Consider the following 18,920-nt stretch of genomic DNA (forward strand, 5'->3'; position numbering starts at 1 on the left):
AAGTACACCGTAGGCATTCGCACTGTAACCTCCATCGACGGCATGACAGCCGACTGGGCGCGTATCCCTTGGGATGTGCTTGAAAAGATTTCGGTGGGTATCGTCAACGAGGTGGAGAACGTGAACCGCGTTGTGTACGATATCACTTCCAAGCCGCCTACAACCATCGAGTGGGAATAAACAGGTGACACTTTATACACTGACAAACTTTGATTTTACGCCGTTTAGGTAAAACTCATAAGACTTTCTGAGACCAAAATTCTTTTGAATTGTCTCCAAGATTGTCGCCAAAAACTCTTACCGAATGATCGTCGGTGGGAGTATTTATTTATATGGTTTTCATATATGAGAAATTTAGTTCAATGTTATAATTAGAAAAAAGTCATAAAAGGGATGAATAAAATGGCAAAGATTGAACCGAAGATTTTTGATGAGTTAAAAATAGCATTATCTTCTTTTGGCGGTAAGTATTTTATTGGAGAGGAATTAAACCGCTCAAAACTCACGGATGATTTACGAAACTACGATGAACCACTTCTTAGCAAATTGTTTGAAGTTGATTTAATTAAACATCACTTTATTAAAGAGGTAGCAGGTCAGAAGTTATTCCAAATTGAGCAACTTGAGGAAGCGATTCTCTATAATGATTATTGGGACACAAGCTATACCAGGTACGAGAACCGTGTGGGCCTGGCTTCAAAAGGGAAATTTTTGCAAGATAGCCAAGATGTTGTCTTAGATTTTCCATTCAAAGATGGCGTGCTCACTGCTTCTATGACAAAGGAGGATAATGAGGAAGGTTATGATGACGCCTTCTTAAATCAGGTCATTGAGAAAGACGAAATTGACCGTTTATTTGATAAAAAAGTGTTTGTAAATGTGAAACGCTACGGTGATAATCAGTCAACACAGCACAGCACAGAGGTAGATAATGGGATTGTTTCCTTTGATAAGGAGAAAGACAATCTGATTATCAAAGGAAATAATCTTTTGGCGTTGCACGCACTCAGCGATTCGTTGGGTGGAAAAATTAAGAGTATTTATGTAGATGTCCCCTACAATACTGGAAGTGACTCATTTAATTACAATGATAAGTTTAACCATTCAGCATGGCTGACTTTTATGAAAAATCGTCTTGAAATTGCCCAAATACTGCTTAAATATGATGGAGTTATTTTCGCACATTGTGATGATAATGAGCAAGCATACTTGAAAGTCCTCATGGATGAGGTATTCGGAAAAGAAAACTTTATTGCTAATTTCATCTGGGAAAAAAGAACCAATCGTGAGAACAGAAAAATGGTTTCTGGACGCCATGAATATATTTTGTGTTATTCAAAGACAGTTGATTTGACTAACAAAGTTATTAAGCAGTTACCAATGACTGAAAAAGCCTTATCGAGTTATAAAAATCCAGATAATGACCCTCGTGGATTGTGGAAATCTGACCCCGCAACGGCACAGGCAGGACATGCGACTCCATCGCAGTTTTATGAATTAGTTGCACCTAATGGAAAAGTTCATCAACTACCAAGTGGTAGAGGTTGGTTGTATACCAAGGAAACAATGCAGGAAGCTATTAGTGACAACAGAATCTGGTTTGGTAAAGATGGAAATGGTGTTCCCAGAGTAAAAACATATCTAAATGCGAAAGAACGAGGATTGACTGTTGAAACGATTTGGTTCGCTTCTGATGTATCAACTAGCGAAGTGGCTAAAAATTCTCTTAAATCCTTGTTTGATGGGGAAGCTCTTTTTCTTACACCAAAACCAGAACAGCTTATCCAACGCATTTTAGAAGTATCTACCAAAGAAGATGATATTGTTTTGGATTTCTTCATGGGTTCGGCAACCACACAAGCTGTCGCAATGAAAATGAATCGTCGTTTTATTGGGATTGAGCAAATGGACTACATCAATACTGTGTCTGTCCCAAGGTTACAAAAAGTAATAGATGGGGAGCAAGGTGGAATTTCTAAAGATGTCAACTGGCAAGGCGGCGGTTCATTCGTCTATGCTGAACTATTTCCTAAAAACATGGGCTACCTTCAAGATGTCATCCACTCAAAGACTATTGAGGAGCTCAAATCAGTTTATGAACGTATGCTAGTAGGCACTGATACAGAAGAACCTGCTGATATTTCTTTCCGTGCTGATTTATCTAAAATTGACTGGGTAGAAGGATTTGATGAAAATAAACGTCTTCTAGTGAAGTTGCTTGATAAGAACGGACTTTACTATAATTACTCGGAAATTGATGATAAGAATGTCCGTGACTTAATTTCTGACGAGGACTACGCCTTTAACAAAGCGTTCTATGAAGGTGGTGAGTGAATATGGCAAGAGCAAAGAAAACTCCTGCTAAGGTTCGCCAATTCCCATTAATTCAGCAGGCAAAAGAAGCGGAACATGACATGTTGAGCCAACATCAAGGGTATGTAATTCCAGAGTATATCAATCAAAATTTGTTCCATACATTACGTGATTATCAAGATGAAGCAATGCGTAACTACCACTATACACAAACTCAGATTAACCCCAGTCCGCAACACGTTCTCTTTAACATGGCGACTGGTTCAGGAAAAACGGATTTGATGGCGGGTCTAGTTCTCTATCTTTATCAAGAACACAAGTATCAGAATTTCTTGTTTACGGTAAATACCAATTCTGTCCTTATGAAAACGAAGGACAATCTGGTAAATGGAAATAGTGAAAAGTATCTTTTTCAAGAGAAGATTGAAATTGAGGGACAACGTATTTATATTCGACAAGTTGAGCGTTTTCCTCGTGTTCGCCAAGATAATACTATTTATATCAAACTTTCATCCGTGCAAAAGGTATCAGATGATTTGTTTGTGTTAAAAGAGAACACCATGGGGCTATCTGATTACGAAAATCATCCTGTGGTTGTTTTAGCTGATGAAGCTCACCACTATTCAGCAAGTACAAAGGCAGAGAAAGAAGCCGAGAACACATGGGAATTTGCTATCAATAAGATTTTAATGGCTAGGGATGATAAGGAACACAAGAATCTCTTGTTAGAGTTCACGGCGACTGTGGATTTCGAGAAGGAGGCAATTTACAACAAGTATCGTGATAAAGTCGTTTATCGTTATCCATTAAGCAAATTTATGTTTGATGGTTATTCAAAGCAGGTTAAGCGCATTGAAACATCGGCAAGTGATGAAGATAAAATGCTAAACGTGGTTTTACTCTCACAATATAGAAAATATCGTGCCTATGTTGAGGGTGTTACGGGATCGTTTAAGCCTATGATTATGTTCAAATCGCCCCAAATTGCAATCTCACTTGAAGCAACAAAGGTATTTAATGAACTCATTGCCAACCTAAACGTGAGTGATTTAGTGACATTCATTAAACGTCAGCGACTATTGGATAGTAATGAAAGCTCTGCGCTGGAATTAGCTTATAACTACTACTTACAAAATGAAGTGGATTTAGCAAAGATTGTACGTGAGATTAAACAAGACTTTGATCCACGAAATATTTTGAATGCTAATGATACTAGTGGAAATATGCTTGAAAAAGGACAGTATGAAGCTTTGAACACGCTTGAAAGCCCAAATAACCTCTATCGAGTGGTCTTTGCTGTGGCAAAACTGACAGAGGGATGGGATGTACTTAATCTGTATGATATTGTTCGTATCGAAAAAGAAGCAGCTACGAATAAGAACGCTACAATAGTTGAGGCTCAACTGATTGGACGTGGTGCAAGGTATTATCCATTTGAAATTGATGGTGAGAAAAGCTATCAGCGGAGATATGACAATGATTCCTCAAATAAGCAATTATTTTTGGAAACCCTCCACTACCATACAATGAATGAACCTCAATATTTGAAACAGCTAGTGGGTTCTTTGAAACAAATGGATTTACCAACGGGACAAGATAAGAAAAATCCGCCTATTGAAATTAAAGTTAAACCTTCTTTCAAGAAAACAGATACCTATAAAACAGGGAAAATCTATTATAACGAAGCCGAGGACGTATCAGATGAATGGTTCGACTCTATTGAAAAATATGGAATTAACCATAAGTCAGATATTTCTCGAAGCTTAAACTATGGTAGTCGGGAAGTTTCTTATAAAGCTAATGTTGAAAATATTGAAACAAAAACTATCGGTATAGAAATATTTGATGTTCGTTTCATTAAGAAAGCCATCCAACGTTTGGAGTTTTACCAGTTTGATAATTTGAAAAAGTATTTACCACTCTTGACTTCTATGAAAGAATTTATCTATGGAGAAAAATGGTTAAATGCAGGAAAAATGAAGCTTTTTTTAGCTGTTCCCAAAGAATATAAAACTTCAGATATCTCAGCAGATGAGATTTTAAAAGTGACTATCGACTTATTGAAAGAGTATGAAGTGAAATTCAAATCTGGTTATATCAAACAACGGGGAACAAACAAATTTATCGGCTATCCGATTAGAGAATACCTGACAAATTACAAGAAGCGTGTTCCAGAGTATGACACCGCAAATCTCTTGATTCAAGCAACTCAAAAGGTTGACGCTTACGAAATGGACGATGAATTTTACGTTTATGAAAAAGCAATCGTCAACAAGCTAGAATATGAGTTGATTGAGCGAATAAAAGCCCATGTGGACGAGTTAAAACAAAAATACAACAAGGGTGTCTACCTACTTCGAATGGATGAGAATATGCACCGGGAGTCAGCCAAAAGTGAAAAAGTTAAACTGCACCAATATGGCTCACGGATCAATCGTGCAGGTGAAACAGTAGACATGCACTTACAAGGTTTTCAACCTGACTTTATTTTATTCCTTGAGGATAGCGAGTTTTATTTCCAAATATTCATTGAACCAAAAGGAATGAGCGGTGACAGGTTTGTCAGCGAGTTATGGAAACAAGACTTGCTATTGTATATGACCGACCATCAAGCAGAAATGGAATTTGAAGATGATTCAAAGAATGTCCGAATTAGTGGGCTGAAATTCTACACTAAGGGTGACGGTCAAAAAACTATGGCTCAACTTGCAGAGATTACCCATGTGCAGGTAAAATCTGATTTCTCCCCCGCTCAAGAAACCTTAGAATTATCTACTGGTATCGTTCTGAGTGATGAGTAAAATGGCGAGAACAAAGAAAACGCCAGAGTCTTCCTATGAAAAAACGTGTAATTTGATTTATAGACTTGCTTACGATCGGATAAGTCAAAAGTATGATGAATGGAAGAAAAATCACTCCTATCGTGGTGCCATGATTGAGATTTACCCTGATAGGAAATTATTCGGTAACGTTCTGAATTGTATGAGAACAAAGAATGATAATCCATATCTTTTAACTCTAAAGTTGGCAGAGACAATCGTAAAACCATTAAAATTTCATGACCTAAACGAAGTCTATTGGGGTATTTAATGGCTGGGATAAATCAGCCTTTGACTTTCAGCTATTCGATAATCCCCATGAATTGTTGAAACAAATCAAAGAAAAAGAAGAAAATGGAATGAAGTCACGAATGCTGGCTGGATTGCTTGGACCTGGACAAAAGAAGATGAAGGAAACCGCAACGGGGAAATCGATGACGTCATTATCGAAGAGCATGATTTTAGCATGCCTTGGAATGGACGAGCGATTTCAACTACTTGGGCTGTTCATCCCGACGGTATCGATCAGATTGGTTGTATCCATCCATACTTCCCAAGGCCTTGAGTTTGATTATGTTGGTGTCATTATTGGCAAAGATCTTAAGTTTGATCCCCAAACTATGACTCTTTATGCCGATTATGATGAATATAAAGATACGGTTGGCAAGAAGGGATTAAAGAAAGATCCCGCAAAGTTAACCGAACTGGTCAAAAATATATATAAAGTGCTATTATCTCGGGGAATGAAGGGGTGCTACGTTTACTGTAGAGATAGAAACCTTCATAACGATCTATTGGAAAGAATTCAACTTACCAACTCTTGAATTACAGACACGGAAATTGATAGATCTATTGAACCACCTATGTAGTTCCAATGCACCCATAGAAGGGTGCATTTCTTTTTACCTAAATTAGAGGGAATATAGGAGCAATTGTCGAAAAATGGATATATACATAACCGGAAGGATGAGTAGTGAGTGGCTAGGACATACAAAGCAGAAGGCAAGCAGATTGCATACGTTTTGAGAGGTTTATTTATTATCGGTGGACTCGCGCTTTATTTTAGTATTCCAGGATTACATTGGGGTTTCTTCTTTGGCATTATTCTTGTTGCTGTTTCAGCAGCAGAAATTCTTGGTGCGATGTGGACACGGAAGAGACGTACGAATAAAAAGCAATACTCTGCTAAACCAAATCAAAAGAAAAGCTCAACTGCAACAAGACGTGCCAGCAACTCAGTGAGATCAGACGAGATTATCCTTACAAGCCAACTTGACGATTTAACTGGAGCTGAATTCGAAAGATTACTCGCTCTTTATTTCCGGGATCAAGGTTATACCGTTAAGGAGGTCGGTGTGGGAGGAAGCGACGGTGGAGTGGATTTAGTCATTATTGACCGTCGCGGTGAAAAGACTGCAGTGCAAGCCAAATGTTATGCGGACCATAACCTGGTTCCCGTCACGACCGTACGCGAACTAGTTGCAGCAAAGAGAAATCATGATTGTATTTTATCCTTGCTTGTCACCACCTCCGACCTGACTCCTCCTGCGAAGAAGGAAGCGGAACAGTTTAAAGTGGATTATTGGCATGGCGGTCTTGTAGAGCATAAGCTTAGAGCTTGGGGAAAGTGGCAGCCTAGTAAAAAACGAAGCCCAATTGAAAAAAATGTAGCCACAGCTAAATCCGAAATAGTTAAGACAAAAAGAGAGGTGGCGGCAACCGGCAGTATAACATGCAAATGTGGTGCCCCAATGGTTAGAAGAAAAGGAAAACAAGGTACGGAATTTTGGGGTTGTAGTAACTTTCCGAAGTGCCGAAATACCAAAGCAATATAAACAAAACAGTTTTGCAGGTTCAGAAACTACACAACTTATTCAGTCAGTAAATTTTATACCATCACGAAGCTATTCGCTCAAGGAGGCGCTATGATCAAAACTCTCAGAAGCTGGTGGAAAGATTCCGAAATCTCGAATCTGATCGGACGTAAAAAGGTCGATTTTTCTATTTTTGAATATGGTACGCAAATTCCTGTTGAATTTCATGTTGATTTTAGTGAAGCTAACCAGGGCAAAGCTCCGGCATTAGGCACCAGTCAAAAGATTGTATTCATCTATAAAAATCAAACTTTCGAGGCTAGGCTGCAAAATGTGGATCAAAAATCAGCAGATCGTGAAGCCCTTCAAATCCGTTATGATTCTAATAAAGAACTCAAGCAGTTCATGATCTCTCAGTTCCAAGCTACATACCAGTATATTACAGCCAAGAAAGCGGAGAACACTGGAAAGAAGAATATAGTGGTTCCTGATGCTCAAGCCGAATATATCGAGTTCTATGCCACCGGTTCACCGTTCGAATATCGAATTGAGCTAATCACCCAACAAGGGTCACCTAATGTCTGGTGGGTAAATCAAGGTAACACGATCTATGCAGGAAAAACTGAAGGTGTCATATGGGCCCCTTTGAAAAATTCCAATGGTAACTACGTCCACCATTGGGAAACCATGAGAGAAGTAAAGACGGGAGATATTATTCTCCATTATGCCAATAAGCATTTAAGATACGTTAGCCGAGTTATAGACCCAGCCCAAATTGCTCCAAGACCTAGCAGTTTTGCCAACTCGAATTGGGAAGAAGAGGGACGGTTGGTTAGAACGGATTATTTTGAAATTTCGCCAGCTATTCCGTTAGAGCTATTCAATCAACAATTAATGAAACTGAATATTACTCAAGGCCCTTTAAATTCTATAGGTGGAGTGAACCAAGGTTATTTGTACCGTTTTACGATTCCTGGACTTCAGCTCATTCAACACTTATCTAAAGACGTCAATTGGCCTACTTTTACTCAATTTGAAGTTGCGAACCCTGTTATAGAAGAGACAATTACTTTGCCTGAAATCAAGGATGAAGATGTCAGAGAGACGGTTAATCAAATTAAAGCATTTATAAAACAAAACGGATTCCACTACCCCGATCCTCTCATCGAAAACTTCTACCTCTCACTAAAAACCAAACCATTCGTCATCCTGGCAGGTATTTCGGGGACAGGTAAAACTAAACTCGTGAAGCTTTTCGCAGAGAGTGTAGGAGCTACAGGGGAAAGCGGTCAATTTACGCTGATCCCGGTACGTCCGGATTGGAACGATCCTTCGGATCTCATTGGTTATCAGGATTTATCCGGCCGCTTTAAGCCAGGCAGGTTAACGGAAGTTATGGTCACCGCTTCGCTGCCTGTGAACCGGAATAAGCCGTATTTTATATGTCTAGATGAAATGAATTTGGCTCGGGTGGAGCATTATTTCAGCGATCTCCTTAGCTTGCTGGAGAGTCAGCGTTGGATGGATGGCCAAATCGTAACCGAACCGCTTATTCCATATGCCTCTCTGGATCGACTTGAAGATCAAGAGCTCTATGGGGACCTCTGCATTCCTGAAAATATCTATCTCATTGGCACGGTGAACATGGATGAGACGACCTACCCGTTCAGCAAAAAGGTGCTCGACCGAGCCAATACCTTGGAATTTAATCATATCGACTTAACACAATTGCCATGGTCAGAAGGCGATGAAGAACAGGAAATCGTGGAAATCGCGCCTGTTTCTCAACGTTTTTTTCGTGCCGATTATTTAAATCTAGTGAACGTCGATGCCGAAAATAAAGAATTGGTGAATCGTACAACAAACAAGCTAGTCGCGATAAACCAAATACTTGAAGAAATTCATGCCCAGGTTGGGTTTAGAATCCGGGATACGATCAGTTTTTATAGCATTTATGCGGAGCGTTTTGGGTTGCTGCCGGAGGATGAAGCTTTTGATTTGCAGCTGCTTCAGAAGATTTTACCTCGTATCCAAGGCAGTCATCAGTCTGTAAGAAGAGTGCTCCTAAAACTTCTAAAAGTTTGTTTGGAAGGGGAATCACTTAAGGTCAACGATTTACTGGATGACGCCTCCTCCTTGTACTCCAGATGGGGTGCCGGCAAAGAAGCCCCAGCCGCGAAATATCCCCAAAGCGCACGGAAGCTGGCGTTTATGCTGAGGAGGTTAGAGGAAGATGGATTTACCTCCTTCTGGCTCTCCTAATGCTGATATCGAGTTGTTATGCGTGGAGACTAATCTTTTTACGCTGTATCTAAAAGGACGTCCAACTCATCCTACGGTCGAAACGCTAGTGTTGCATAGGGATGAGGAAGGGCAATGGATCAATGCCCTACTTAAGTTTTCAAGTCTAGCTTCTCAATTGCAAATTGAGGAAGTGAAGGTTTTTTCCCATTTAGATGGGGGATTAGTGGACTGGCATGAGGGCATGCCGGCTTTTCCTTGTTTTTACGAGACTCGGAACTATGAGCTTATTGTGGAAAAGAAGCAGCAACCGTTGGACCTGACTTTTTACCATGACAACATCAGCTTGCGGGAGAGCGTTAAACCTGTAGGGAAAATGGTTCTATCCGGCATCTTGAACTTTAAAAATGAAGTCGGCTACACGGAGCTTGAATTCCGCTTGGCCGGAAAAACGGTGTTTCGGCTTGAACTTGAAATATTCCCCGTTAAGCTGGATTACAAGCAAGACTATATGACGCTGCTGCACGAAGTGAACAGCCAGATTTATAACCTTTCGTTTGATTTTATGAGAAGGACTTATCAGTTAACCGGGTTAAGAGAGACGCAGAGTCAAAGCTGGACGGAGTATTACACGATTCTGCAATTTGTGTTTGAGCGTTTGCTGGAAGCTGTAAGACGAATTACGTTGCAGCCGCATCATCATTTAGTGACCGACCGTCAGGTAAAACCTGCTGAGAAGGTTCGGAAGGCGGGGAAGGAGAACATCGCTTTTTTGAACAAGAGGGCAGGCAGGCTTCTTGAAGATCCCACGCATGGATATGTCCGGATTGAGAATCGGCTTTATGAGGCGACGCATTTGATCGAATCCAAGAAGCAAGTTTCCTACGATACGAATGAAAATCGGTTCGTAAAGTGGATGCTGGAACAGGTCAAAGGAAACCTATCAAAGCTAAAACGTCGTTTGCAAGAACCGCAAGGGATGCAGCAGCGGAAAGAAGATGTTTTGCTATTACGTCGCTTAGATCAAATGGCGAGCCAAGTGGAACAGGTGTTGCATGCGAGCTTTTTGCGTGAGGTGGGGAAGCTACAACATTTCACGGTCAGTTTGGTTATGCAAATGGCACCAGGGTATAGGGATGTGTACCGCTATTATTTGATGCTGCTGAAGGGTTTGTCCATTCAAACTGATTTGCTCCGCCTCTCGATGAAGGACGTGGCGCAGCTTTATGAATATTGGTGTTTTCTTAAGCTCAATGAAATTCTCGGTAGAAAGTACAAGCTCAAGAGCCAGGATATCGTAACGGTAAATCGGAACGGTATTTATGTAACTTTAGATAAGAAACCAACAGCCAAGATGGAATATGTGAATCCAAAGACGGGTGAAGTGTTCACTCTCTACTACAATTTAAGTTTCGGAAAGAGCAAAACCCCAACACTCTCACAGCGGCCCGACAATGTGCTGACTTTAAGTAAAAAAGATGCCGGGCGGGAGAAGGTGTATCAATATATATTTGACGCCAAATATCGTTTGAATCCGGCTTATGAAGGTGATGCTTATTTCAATGCTTATCGTGCACCGGGACCAGTGGAAGATGACATCAATACGATGCATCGTTACCGGGATGCGATAGTCAGCCTGAATGCTTCGTCTCAGGAGTATGAAAGGAATATGTTTGGGGCTTATGTTTTGTTCCCTTATCATGATGAGGATCGATTCAAGGAGCACCGTTTCTATAAAAGCATTGAGCTGATGAACGTGGGGGCGTTCCCTTTTTTGCCGGGATCGACGAAGCTGGTAGAGCAGTTCTTGGACGAAATTATTTTAGACAGTCCGGAGAAAGCGTATGAACGATCCACGAAACCGCGGGGAACCCAGGAATATTTTGCGAATAAGTTAAGCGGAAAAAATGTCTTGGTCGGCTCTCTTCGAGACGTCTCCCAGTTGCAGGTCATGCTGGATTATAACATCTACCACATGCCGCTCAAGAACCTGTCCGATGCCAAAATTTTGACGCAGCTGGAGTACATCGCAATGTGCCAGTCTCGGAAAAAATTTGATCATACAGGCCGTACGGGAATTCACTATTATGGCAAAGTCAAAGACTGGCAGGTCGTCCGGCGTGGGGAGATCAAAGAACGCCCGGCTCGGCCGGGTAGAGAAAATGAGCTGTACGTCAGATTCACCTTAGAGTCCTGGGAGAAGCTTCAGCAGCCTATTCAATTAGGCGGGATAGGGATTTATACGGTTTTGTATACGTCGAAATATATGCTGGACCGGGCCCGTGAACTTGCTGAATTAAAGCTGGATACGGAAGAGCAGCTACAGGAATGGCGGGAGAAACGGCGTGCCGGGAAAGTGAAGGTTAAGCTGGATCATACGTATGTGGACTTGGCGAAGCAGGTGAAGGTTGATTTATTGGAGGAAAGCGATGTGAAGAATGAATAATTAACATTGCGTAATCGGCACGGGGAATTCGCAGATCGATTCATGTGGTGACTACCCCGCAAGGTTTATTTATCATTGAAGAACTACACAGAGGGGATTAGGGGAAGCGCGAGGCTAAGTCATTGACTGTAAGCAACCGTTTTAAAATGTACAATTCTGTTATGTAAAAATTACGGCTATATTCAAGCGATTAAGAGTTACCTCCCCGACTACCAAGGTAGCCGCTCTATCTCGCTCGTTTCGCTTACGATGCGTTACCGGCTCAGCGTGGATCGGGAACTTAAAAAAATCTAGTCAGACGAATTGATTGTGTATGATGTTGAACTGTCCGAATATATCCAACGTAAAATGAACCGGATACATGCGGAGAAAGTCGATGCCGTTCTGACGGATTCTGACATCGAGAAGATTTATCAGGCGTTGAGTGATGCGAATATAACTGAGCCAAAGATTCGGGCTGAGCATGTGGAAAAGGCGGGGAGTGTGGGGAAGCGTGATAGGTAGTAGGGAGTAGGAAGCCCATTCCTATCGATTCAAGTACTCGAGTAATATGAACCATTTGTATTGATTAAAAAAGAGAGTTCTTTAAAAATATTAGGAATTTTTCTTTGGTAACTAGCGTTGATTGTAACTTACCCATACAAGCATTAAAGGAATCCGCTTTCGCTTACCGCTGGAAATTAGGCTGTAATACGAATGTCACAAACTCGTTGGGGAGAGGGAGTTATGTGACATTCATAGAATTGGGAGTTATGAGAAATCATTGAGAAAGAAGGATGAAAAATGAAATATATTAGATATCCTAACGAAGAAGAATGGGATGGAATCATTAATAATAGCCCATTTGTAGGATTTGATTTTTCATCCTCTAGCTTTTATAACAATAATCCTGAAGTGATTGATATATTGGATAGTCCGATAATTAACTCACATGGATTACTGTTAATACAGAGATTTAGGTCACTTGTCGAAAGTTATATTTTATTAACTTTTTATTATCAATTAGGGATACCTGATGAGACTGAAAAGAGGAATACTAACGATACCTTCAAAGACTTTGAACCACATCATTTTGGAAATAAAGAAAAGTTTGATTACTACTCGGATGTCTTTTATTTTAAAGTGTTTTCATGTTGGGAAGTAATTGGACACATACTTAACATTCGGTACGATTTGAAGATGAAGAAAATTGAATTCAAGAAAGTGGTTAGGCAGTTGAAGAGAAAAGATAATGATATGTTCCTAAAGTTGTTTGAAATTATAAACAATATTGATTTTATTAAAGCAAATACTTATAGGAACCAGATTACTCACAATTACTCTCCAAACATGCCAGGATTAGTACGAAGTATAGATGAAAATGGGATGGTTATAGAGTATGTACAAGAATATTATAGCTCGAGAGTGGTATATGACAATATTAAATCAGTATTAGAATTACTCAAGCGCAGTATTGAAGTAATTAAAAACTAAGAGATTTTTTCAGTATTTCAACGAAGGCGATGAAACCTCATAACATCATATCTACGCTGCTGGCCGTTCGGCCCTTGGTTCGCAAGATGTGGAAAGCGAAGAAGTATATTCAGCTCACAACCCTACGAGGCTAAATTCGTCGGACCCGGTCGCGTTGCTTCCTTAAAACTCTCGGGTTCGTAGATACAGAAACGTTATAAGAAATCGGCATAAAACCAACATAATCATTGATATAGATTTAGATATCTATACGAGACAAGGAGAGTATCGATATGGATTTCAATCCAGAAATAATTAAGGTGACATCAGAATTGGTAAACCATGTTGGAAAGAAAAGTGTTGAAGCAATCTTTGATAAAATCCGCGCAGTTAAAAAGAAAGGTAACCAGGAAGAAGTAATTAATAGTCTTGAGGAAATAATTAACGAGTTAATTTCTGATAAAAATCAACTAATCCAAATAACTCAAGTATATGAAGAACAATTAATTACACAGAAGTTGTCTGATAAAGATATTGATTATATTACTAATAGCATTGTGCCGTTACTAGAGAGTTTATTACAACAAAGTGATAATGAAGATGCTGAAAAGCTAAGACAGAATATTGATATCTTTAAACCAATATTATCAAAGGAAACTTTTAATATACTTCAAATACTCGGATTCAATTTTAAACAAGCGATAGGTGAACCCCTTACAAAACTTATTGAATCTTTAATATCGTCAAAGATACCTCCGACTGGAGAAAAGGCTATAGATCTCCAAATGTTAAATGAGCAAAAACAGGTTGAGTATTTAAAAGTTGTACAAGATGAAGAATATTATCAAAGACTTTTGAGGATATACGGTCAACAATAGATTAATAATGATCTTCAGAAAGATGTTTGACAGTATATCATTGAAGAATACGCACTTCTTATTAAATTCACGCTGCGAGGCTTAAGCCCCTTGGTCGTCCGATATATAATCATGGAAGATGGATCAAACGACACACGACCCAGCCTAAGATAGCTCTTATCTTAGGCTGGGTCACGTCGTGAATTATTCTAATTGGGGATCCTTGGTCGCCAGAAGTAGGCGCGGCCGGTTCCTTCTGAGCCTTAAGGTGGTGGGACGTCGTGAATACAGAAACGTTATCAAAAATCATATTGGAGGACGAAATGACAGATAAAGAATTAATAAAACAACGAATTAATGATTTAGGCGAGGACTTTATTAAACAATTAGATATAATTGCAGTTAAATTTAAAGAGCAACATGATAAATTTATTGATGAAACCAATGGGGAGAACTTCTTTCAAATAATTTTAAGAGCACATTTATATATTGAGTATGAAATGAAGGAAATGCTGAAAATTAAATTACAACATCCTGAAGAACTTGGAGACCAATCAAGATTCGCGAGTACATTAAAAATCTTATTGGCTATCGGGGCAATTCCTTTGGAACTAAAAAATCCAATTAATTTCCTTAACAGAATAAGAAATAATTATGCTCATGATCTTAACTACCAATTTAATGAAGAAACATATAATAAGTTTATTAATAGTTTTTCTGAGGAGTTCAAGGCGAATTACAAAGAAAAGTATAAGGAATCTCTAGTAGTTAGACTAAGAGAGCTCCTTATAACTCTATGGTTACTATTGATTGAACTTAGACTAATCAATGACGAAGTTAAGACAGAATTGAATAATATATTTAGTTGAGTTGATAACTTCTGATATTGATACGCTCCTTTAAGCCTTTCGGGTTCGTAGAATCAAAAGCATTATCCGAAATTACCTAAAATTATTTAGAAAGAGAGTGAGCTTGTGTATGATTAAGTATATAGAATATCTTTGCACTTCAACTACAGCTTTTGTTAATAACGAAGTAGTAATTGATTTTGATCAGGGTGGAATCACAAAAGTGAAAATTCATTTTTCAAGCGAGGGAGATCGGCCCAATAGTGGACTAATAAGAATAACTATTAATTACAAAGAAACTATTGGTTACGATAAAGCTAAAGAATTAGGCGATCGCAAGGTTGAACAAATTATCAATAGTTTGGTTTTTGTTAAAGGAATTCAAATTAATAATCCTTATATTCATAGCGAAAATATTAGACCGAATTCGTCTGTTGTCGCTAGGATGGTAGGCAAATTTGAAATAATAGCTGATTTGAGACAAGAACAGATTGATGAGTTTGTAGAGTTGGCTAAAACTGAAAAAACTAATCATATTTATTATACTTTGTATAAACAATCAATGAATCACAATGACGATTTAGGGAAATTTATGTTCTTATACAGCTTGTTAGTAGTGATAATAGATGCGAAAAAGCAAAAAGATGTGGACTCTTATATTATTTCAAATGATCCTAGTGAAGAAGCTAAACAGAGACAATCTACAAGAATGATTAAGAAGGATGGAAGTGTAACAAGGAGTAATGAATTAGAAACAAGATTTACTTGGTTGAGAAATCAATTAGGACATACTCAAAAAAATAGTGAAGTAACGGCGGTCATTAATGAGATTAAGGAATGTTGGAGAGAGCTAGATCGTTTAGTGAAAAGTGCAATTGGAGATAAGATCGCTGAGTAGGAAAAATCGTGGAAGATGTAACTTCGGATAATATTATATTAATGCATAGAGCATAAAGAGCATATGCCCTCGGTCCGACAGGGAATCTTGGGGAAGCAGAAGCATTCGGACACAGATTTTTATCCTGCTGAAGGAGAATGGGACGGCTCAAGTCCTTAAACTACAAGAATTTATCATGTATCAACGAAACGCAGAAACGCCGGAGCGTTTCCATTCGTTCCGGAAGTGTCGAGAAAGTCCTAAGGACTTTTCGGAACTTCTATTTTATCTAAGGAAATCAGCTTTAACTCGAACTTCAGATTAGATAATGTGGGAGTTTTGATTGTTAATGAATATTTGCTGGATTTACTTTTACCTTAATCAAATATGCTAATCTATTCTCTAGAGTTAATCATAGGAGGTTTTTGATCCAGGTAGCCGCAGCTAAAATCGAAAACGAACACTGGCAGATGTTAATAGCCCGAAAAAAGGTGGGAAAGCCGCCGGCTGGACTGTGGGAGTTATCAGGAGGTAAGCGGAAGGTTTATAGATTAGTTAGAACGCGAAAAAATAATACTCTTTATTTATCGAGATTTTACACAAAAAGGGTGATTGGAATCCCAATCAGCCTTTTTGCTATGTAAGATGTTTACTTATGATTTAAAAATCGCTTTTAGCACATTCTTTGCCATAGAGATCTGCTGCGGACTTTGTTGTTCGAGCATATGCATTATTTCTTGAAGATCAGCTTGCGACTCTTCGTTACTCTCTACACTGGTATAGGTGAAGAGTTGAGATATATCTACCTCTAATGCCTCTGCAATCTTTGCAAGATTTAACAGAGCCACGTTTTTCTCTCCACGCTCGATTTGTCCGATATATGAGAAATGAAACCCTCCTTTTTCCCCGAGAGCTTCTTGCGTTAATCCCTTTTCTTTTCTCAAATCACGTAGACGAGCACCTAATCGAAGAAGGATCTCTTTATCCGTCATCATTCCACACCTCACTACTAAAAAGTGTAGATAAATTCATAGCAGCTATACACCAGTACTTGAATATTGAAAATGATACTTATAGATATTAATTTGGTGTATAATGGTAAATATAAGTATTTCCAGGATCCATGAATTCATAACATCCGAGGCTATATTTTTAATATGAGTCGTACAATAACCGAAGTGGGAGCTGAAATATGTGGATAAGCATTCGACCTCTATGGTTAATGGCACAGATACGATGAATAAGGCGCCAAAATTACAGACAAACGAGGCTATCCAAGAGAGAATTATTAATAAGTTACTTGATCGCTCACAAATTTATATGGATTCGGCAATTCGTTATATACACCAACCCACAGCTCATATTTGCATTGTGTTAGGTGATAGAGCATTGGAGTCCATGTTGATGGCGCTGTATATAAAAGAAAACAATTTGACTTCTATTCCTCATTCACTATCCCTAGATGATGTGGCTCGGCTCACAGCTGAGGAGTCTGGCTTTGATTTGGATATTGTGATGTTTATTCAGTCCATTCATTTTCTGGCAAGCTTCAAAGATACTGCCCTCCTTCAACAAATCCAAATCACTCATCTTAAGAGGTTGCTAAGTAGAGTGGACGATGTATTAACTCACTTATCACGAAGAATCTCAACCCATAGCTCGGAAGAGGATCGGTCCATATTTTCCAAATAAGATGTCCCATAATTCTTCTATGTACAATTCTTAATGATGGATTGGGCGAAGCGGGTATTGGGGATTCGAGGACAGGAATAGTTTTATTATCTAATAGTTGATCTTTACACAAAAAGCTGGTTGGAATTCCAATCAGCTTTTTGAATATCTAAGCTATTACTTATTATTAAAAATTTCCTTAAGCACATTCTTCGCCATAGCGATCTGCTGAGGATCTTGTTGTCTGAGCATATACATTATTCCTTGCATATCAGCTTGCAATTCTTCGCTACTTTCTAAAAGGGTAAAGGTGAAGAACCATCAAGTTCCACACCCCTCTACTTAAAAGTGTAGATAAAATCCCACCTGCTATACACCATCATTTAAATATCTATGTGCTTGAGCGCATACACAGGCAAAGGTGCGACCGCCGCACTGCGGGTTGGCGGACATGTTCGTCATGATTCACGACCTCGAATTTCATGCGATGGACCCCGGGAAGCCGCGTCCTGACTGGGCCAGCAAAAGATGTGTCCTCTAAAAAAAATGTGGCTTGTGGGCATTTTTCGCCTGTTTTAGGATGGGAGTTGGATACAGCCGAAAGAGATTGGCATAAAGGTGGTAAACGAAAAATGGAAAATCTACTAGCCCGGAAGAATGCGGGAGACCGCCGCAAACGGTTCGACCGGAAGCGCCTTCTCATCAACATCCCTTTATTCGTGATGTTTACCCCGATCATCGTGTACTTCCTTGTATTTAAGTACATCCCGATGCTTGGGCTCGTGGTGGCCTTCAAAGACTACAATTTCACAGAAGGGATATGGGGAAGCCCCTGGGTGGGGCTGGATCATTTCAAGCTGCTGTTCTCCAATCCGAATATGCAGAACATCCTGCGCAATACGTTTATCCTCAGTCTTCTGCAAATTGTCGTCGGCTTCCCGTTTCCCATTCTGACGGCACTCCTTATCCATGAGGCCCGGAAGCTGTGGTTCAAGAAGACGGTCCAGACGGCGGTTTTTCTGCCCCACTTTCTAAACTGGGTCATCGTGGGGCAGATCGTGATTACGATTTTCTCCCAGCAGACGGGCATCGTCAACACCGTCGTGGAAGCGTTGTTCGGCGAACCTTACGCCTTCCTGTACCATGAAGGCTCCTGGATCTCGATCTTCGTCGGAGCCGGCATCTGGAAAGGAGCGGGATGGGGAGCGATTATTTATCTGGCGGCGCTTGCGGCCATCGATACGTCGCTATACGAGGCGGCGAGTATGGATGGAGCCGGCAAATGGCGGCATATCTGGCATATTTCGCTTCCTTCGCTTGTCCCGACGATCGTCATTCAGCTGATCCTGACGATCGGCGGCGTCATGGAGGTTGGTTTTGATCAGGTATACGTACTCCAGAACTCGGTCGTATCCAGCATATCGGAGGTGATCTCCACCTGGAGCTACAAATCCGGAATCAACGGGGGACAATTCAGCCTGGCGACGGCTCTTGGCCTGTTCGAATCACTCATCGGCCTGACGCTGGTGCTGCTGACGAACTGGATCGCCCGGCGCTACAATCAAGGATTATGGTAAGGGAG

General features: G+C 39.9%; 13 protein-coding genes and 1 pseudogene. 13 read left to right on the top strand and 1 reads right to left on the bottom strand.

Annotation, left to right across the window (positions count from 1 at the left end; translation table 11 throughout):
- Positions 1-3: 3 nt before the first annotated feature.
- The 11 genes and pseudogenes from CJP46_RS18155 to CJP46_RS18215 form a co-directional block, all read left to right on the top strand.
- A pseudogene (locus CJP46_RS18155) lies at positions 4-180 on the top strand (GMP synthase (glutamine-hydrolyzing)); the annotation flags it as partial.
- Positions 181-402: 222 nt separating this feature from the next.
- On the top strand, positions 403-2,334 hold the full coding sequence (locus CJP46_RS18160; protein ID WP_094597045.1) for a DNA methyltransferase: 1,932 nt from the start codon (positions 403-405) through the stop codon (positions 2,332-2,334).
- 2 nt (positions 2,335-2,336) lie between these two features.
- The gene (locus CJP46_RS18165; RefSeq protein WP_094597046.1) at positions 2,337-5,114 is read left to right on the top strand and encodes a DEAD/DEAH box helicase family protein; all 2,778 of its coding nucleotides are present in this window, start codon (positions 2,337-2,339) and stop codon (positions 5,112-5,114) included.
- A gap of 275 nt (positions 5,115-5,389) precedes the next feature.
- Entirely contained in the window at positions 5,390-5,956 is a 567-nt protein-coding gene (locus tag CJP46_RS18175) for a DNA/RNA helicase domain-containing protein (RefSeq protein ID WP_094597048.1), read from the top strand.
- A gap of 153 nt (positions 5,957-6,109) precedes the next feature.
- Positions 6,110-6,967 (top strand): restriction endonuclease, encoded by an 858-nt coding sequence (locus CJP46_RS18180; protein WP_094597049.1) that lies wholly within the window; start codon positions 6,110-6,112, stop codon positions 6,965-6,967.
- 90 nt (positions 6,968-7,057) lie between these two features.
- A complete protein-coding gene (locus tag CJP46_RS18185) occupies positions 7,058-9,208 on the top strand; it encodes an McrB family protein (RefSeq protein WP_094597050.1) in 2,151 nt (716 codons plus the stop codon).
- Positions 9,180-11,633: a restriction endonuclease-like protein gene (locus CJP46_RS18190; RefSeq protein WP_094597051.1), complete on the top strand. Its 2,454-nt coding sequence runs from the start codon at positions 9,180-9,182 to the stop codon at positions 11,631-11,633. The genes CJP46_RS18185 and CJP46_RS18190 overlap by 29 nt, the downstream gene beginning before the upstream one ends.
- 783 nt (positions 11,634-12,416) lie before the next feature.
- Entirely contained in the window at positions 12,417-13,106 is a 690-nt protein-coding gene (locus tag CJP46_RS18200; protein ID WP_094597052.1) for a Cthe_2314 family HEPN domain-containing protein, read from the top strand.
- Between the two features lie 272 nt (positions 13,107-13,378).
- Positions 13,379-13,963, top strand: coding sequence for a hypothetical protein (locus tag CJP46_RS18205; RefSeq protein WP_094597053.1), 585 nt, complete (start codon positions 13,379-13,381; stop codon positions 13,961-13,963).
- A 260-nt stretch (positions 13,964-14,223) separates the two neighbouring features.
- Positions 14,224-14,811 carry a hypothetical protein gene (locus CJP46_RS18210; RefSeq protein WP_094597054.1) on the top strand — a complete coding sequence of 196 codons (588 nt, stop codon included), beginning with the start codon at positions 14,224-14,226 and terminating at the stop codon, positions 14,809-14,811.
- 109 nt (positions 14,812-14,920) lie between these two features.
- Positions 14,921-15,688 carry a hypothetical protein gene (locus tag CJP46_RS18215; protein ID WP_094597055.1) on the top strand — a complete coding sequence of 256 codons (768 nt, stop codon included), beginning with the start codon at positions 14,921-14,923 and terminating at the stop codon, positions 15,686-15,688.
- 632 nt (positions 15,689-16,320) lie between these two features.
- Here CJP46_RS18215 and CJP46_RS18225 read toward each other — a convergent pair.
- The gene (locus tag CJP46_RS18225) at positions 16,321-16,659 is read right to left on the bottom strand and encodes a helix-turn-helix domain-containing protein (protein ID WP_094597373.1); all 339 of its coding nucleotides are present in this window, start codon (positions 16,657-16,659) and stop codon (positions 16,321-16,323) included.
- Between the two features lie 202 nt (positions 16,660-16,861).
- On the opposite strand from CJP46_RS18225, the gene CJP46_RS18230 reads away from it, so the two are divergent.
- Both CJP46_RS18230 and CJP46_RS18235 read left to right on the top strand, forming a co-directional pair.
- Positions 16,862-17,359: a hypothetical protein gene (locus CJP46_RS18230; RefSeq protein ID WP_094597057.1), complete on the top strand. Its 498-nt coding sequence runs from the start codon at positions 16,862-16,864 to the stop codon at positions 17,357-17,359.
- A 611-nt stretch (positions 17,360-17,970) separates the two neighbouring features.
- A complete protein-coding gene (locus tag CJP46_RS18235) occupies positions 17,971-18,915 on the top strand; it encodes an ABC transporter permease (protein ID WP_094597058.1) in 945 nt (314 codons plus the stop codon).
- Positions 18,916-18,920: the final 5 nt, after the last annotated feature.

The sequence above is a fragment of the Paenibacillus sp. XY044 genome, assembly GCF_002257645.1.
GTDB lineage: Bacteria > Bacillota > Bacilli > Paenibacillales > Paenibacillaceae > Paenibacillus_AQ.

Bases quoted from the DNA above. Each gene is read 5' to 3' on its own strand.
- CJP46_RS18235 (WP_094597058.1), top strand. From the start codon at position 17,971: ATGGAAAATCTACTAGCCCGGAAGAATGCGGGAGACCGCCGCAAACGG.
- CJP46_RS18225 (WP_094597373.1), bottom strand. From the start codon at position 16,659: ATGACGGATAAAGAGATCCTTCTTCGATTAGGTGCTCGTCTACGTGAT.
- CJP46_RS18160 (WP_094597045.1), top strand. From the start codon at position 403: ATGGCAAAGATTGAACCGAAGATTTTTGATGAGTTAAAAATAGCATTA.
- CJP46_RS18215 (WP_094597055.1), top strand. From the start codon at position 14,921: ATGATTAAGTATATAGAATATCTTTGCACTTCAACTACAGCTTTTGTT.
- CJP46_RS18205 (WP_094597053.1), top strand. From the start codon at position 13,379: ATGGATTTCAATCCAGAAATAATTAAGGTGACATCAGAATTGGTAAAC.
- CJP46_RS18185 (WP_094597050.1), top strand. From the start codon at position 7,058: ATGATCAAAACTCTCAGAAGCTGGTGGAAAGATTCCGAAATCTCGAAT.
- CJP46_RS18165 (WP_094597046.1), top strand. From the start codon at position 2,337: ATGGCAAGAGCAAAGAAAACTCCTGCTAAGGTTCGCCAATTCCCATTA.
- CJP46_RS18190 (WP_094597051.1), top strand. From the start codon at position 9,180: ATGGATTTACCTCCTTCTGGCTCTCCTAATGCTGATATCGAGTTGTTA.
- CJP46_RS18200 (WP_094597052.1), top strand. From the start codon at position 12,417: ATGAAATATATTAGATATCCTAACGAAGAAGAATGGGATGGAATCATT.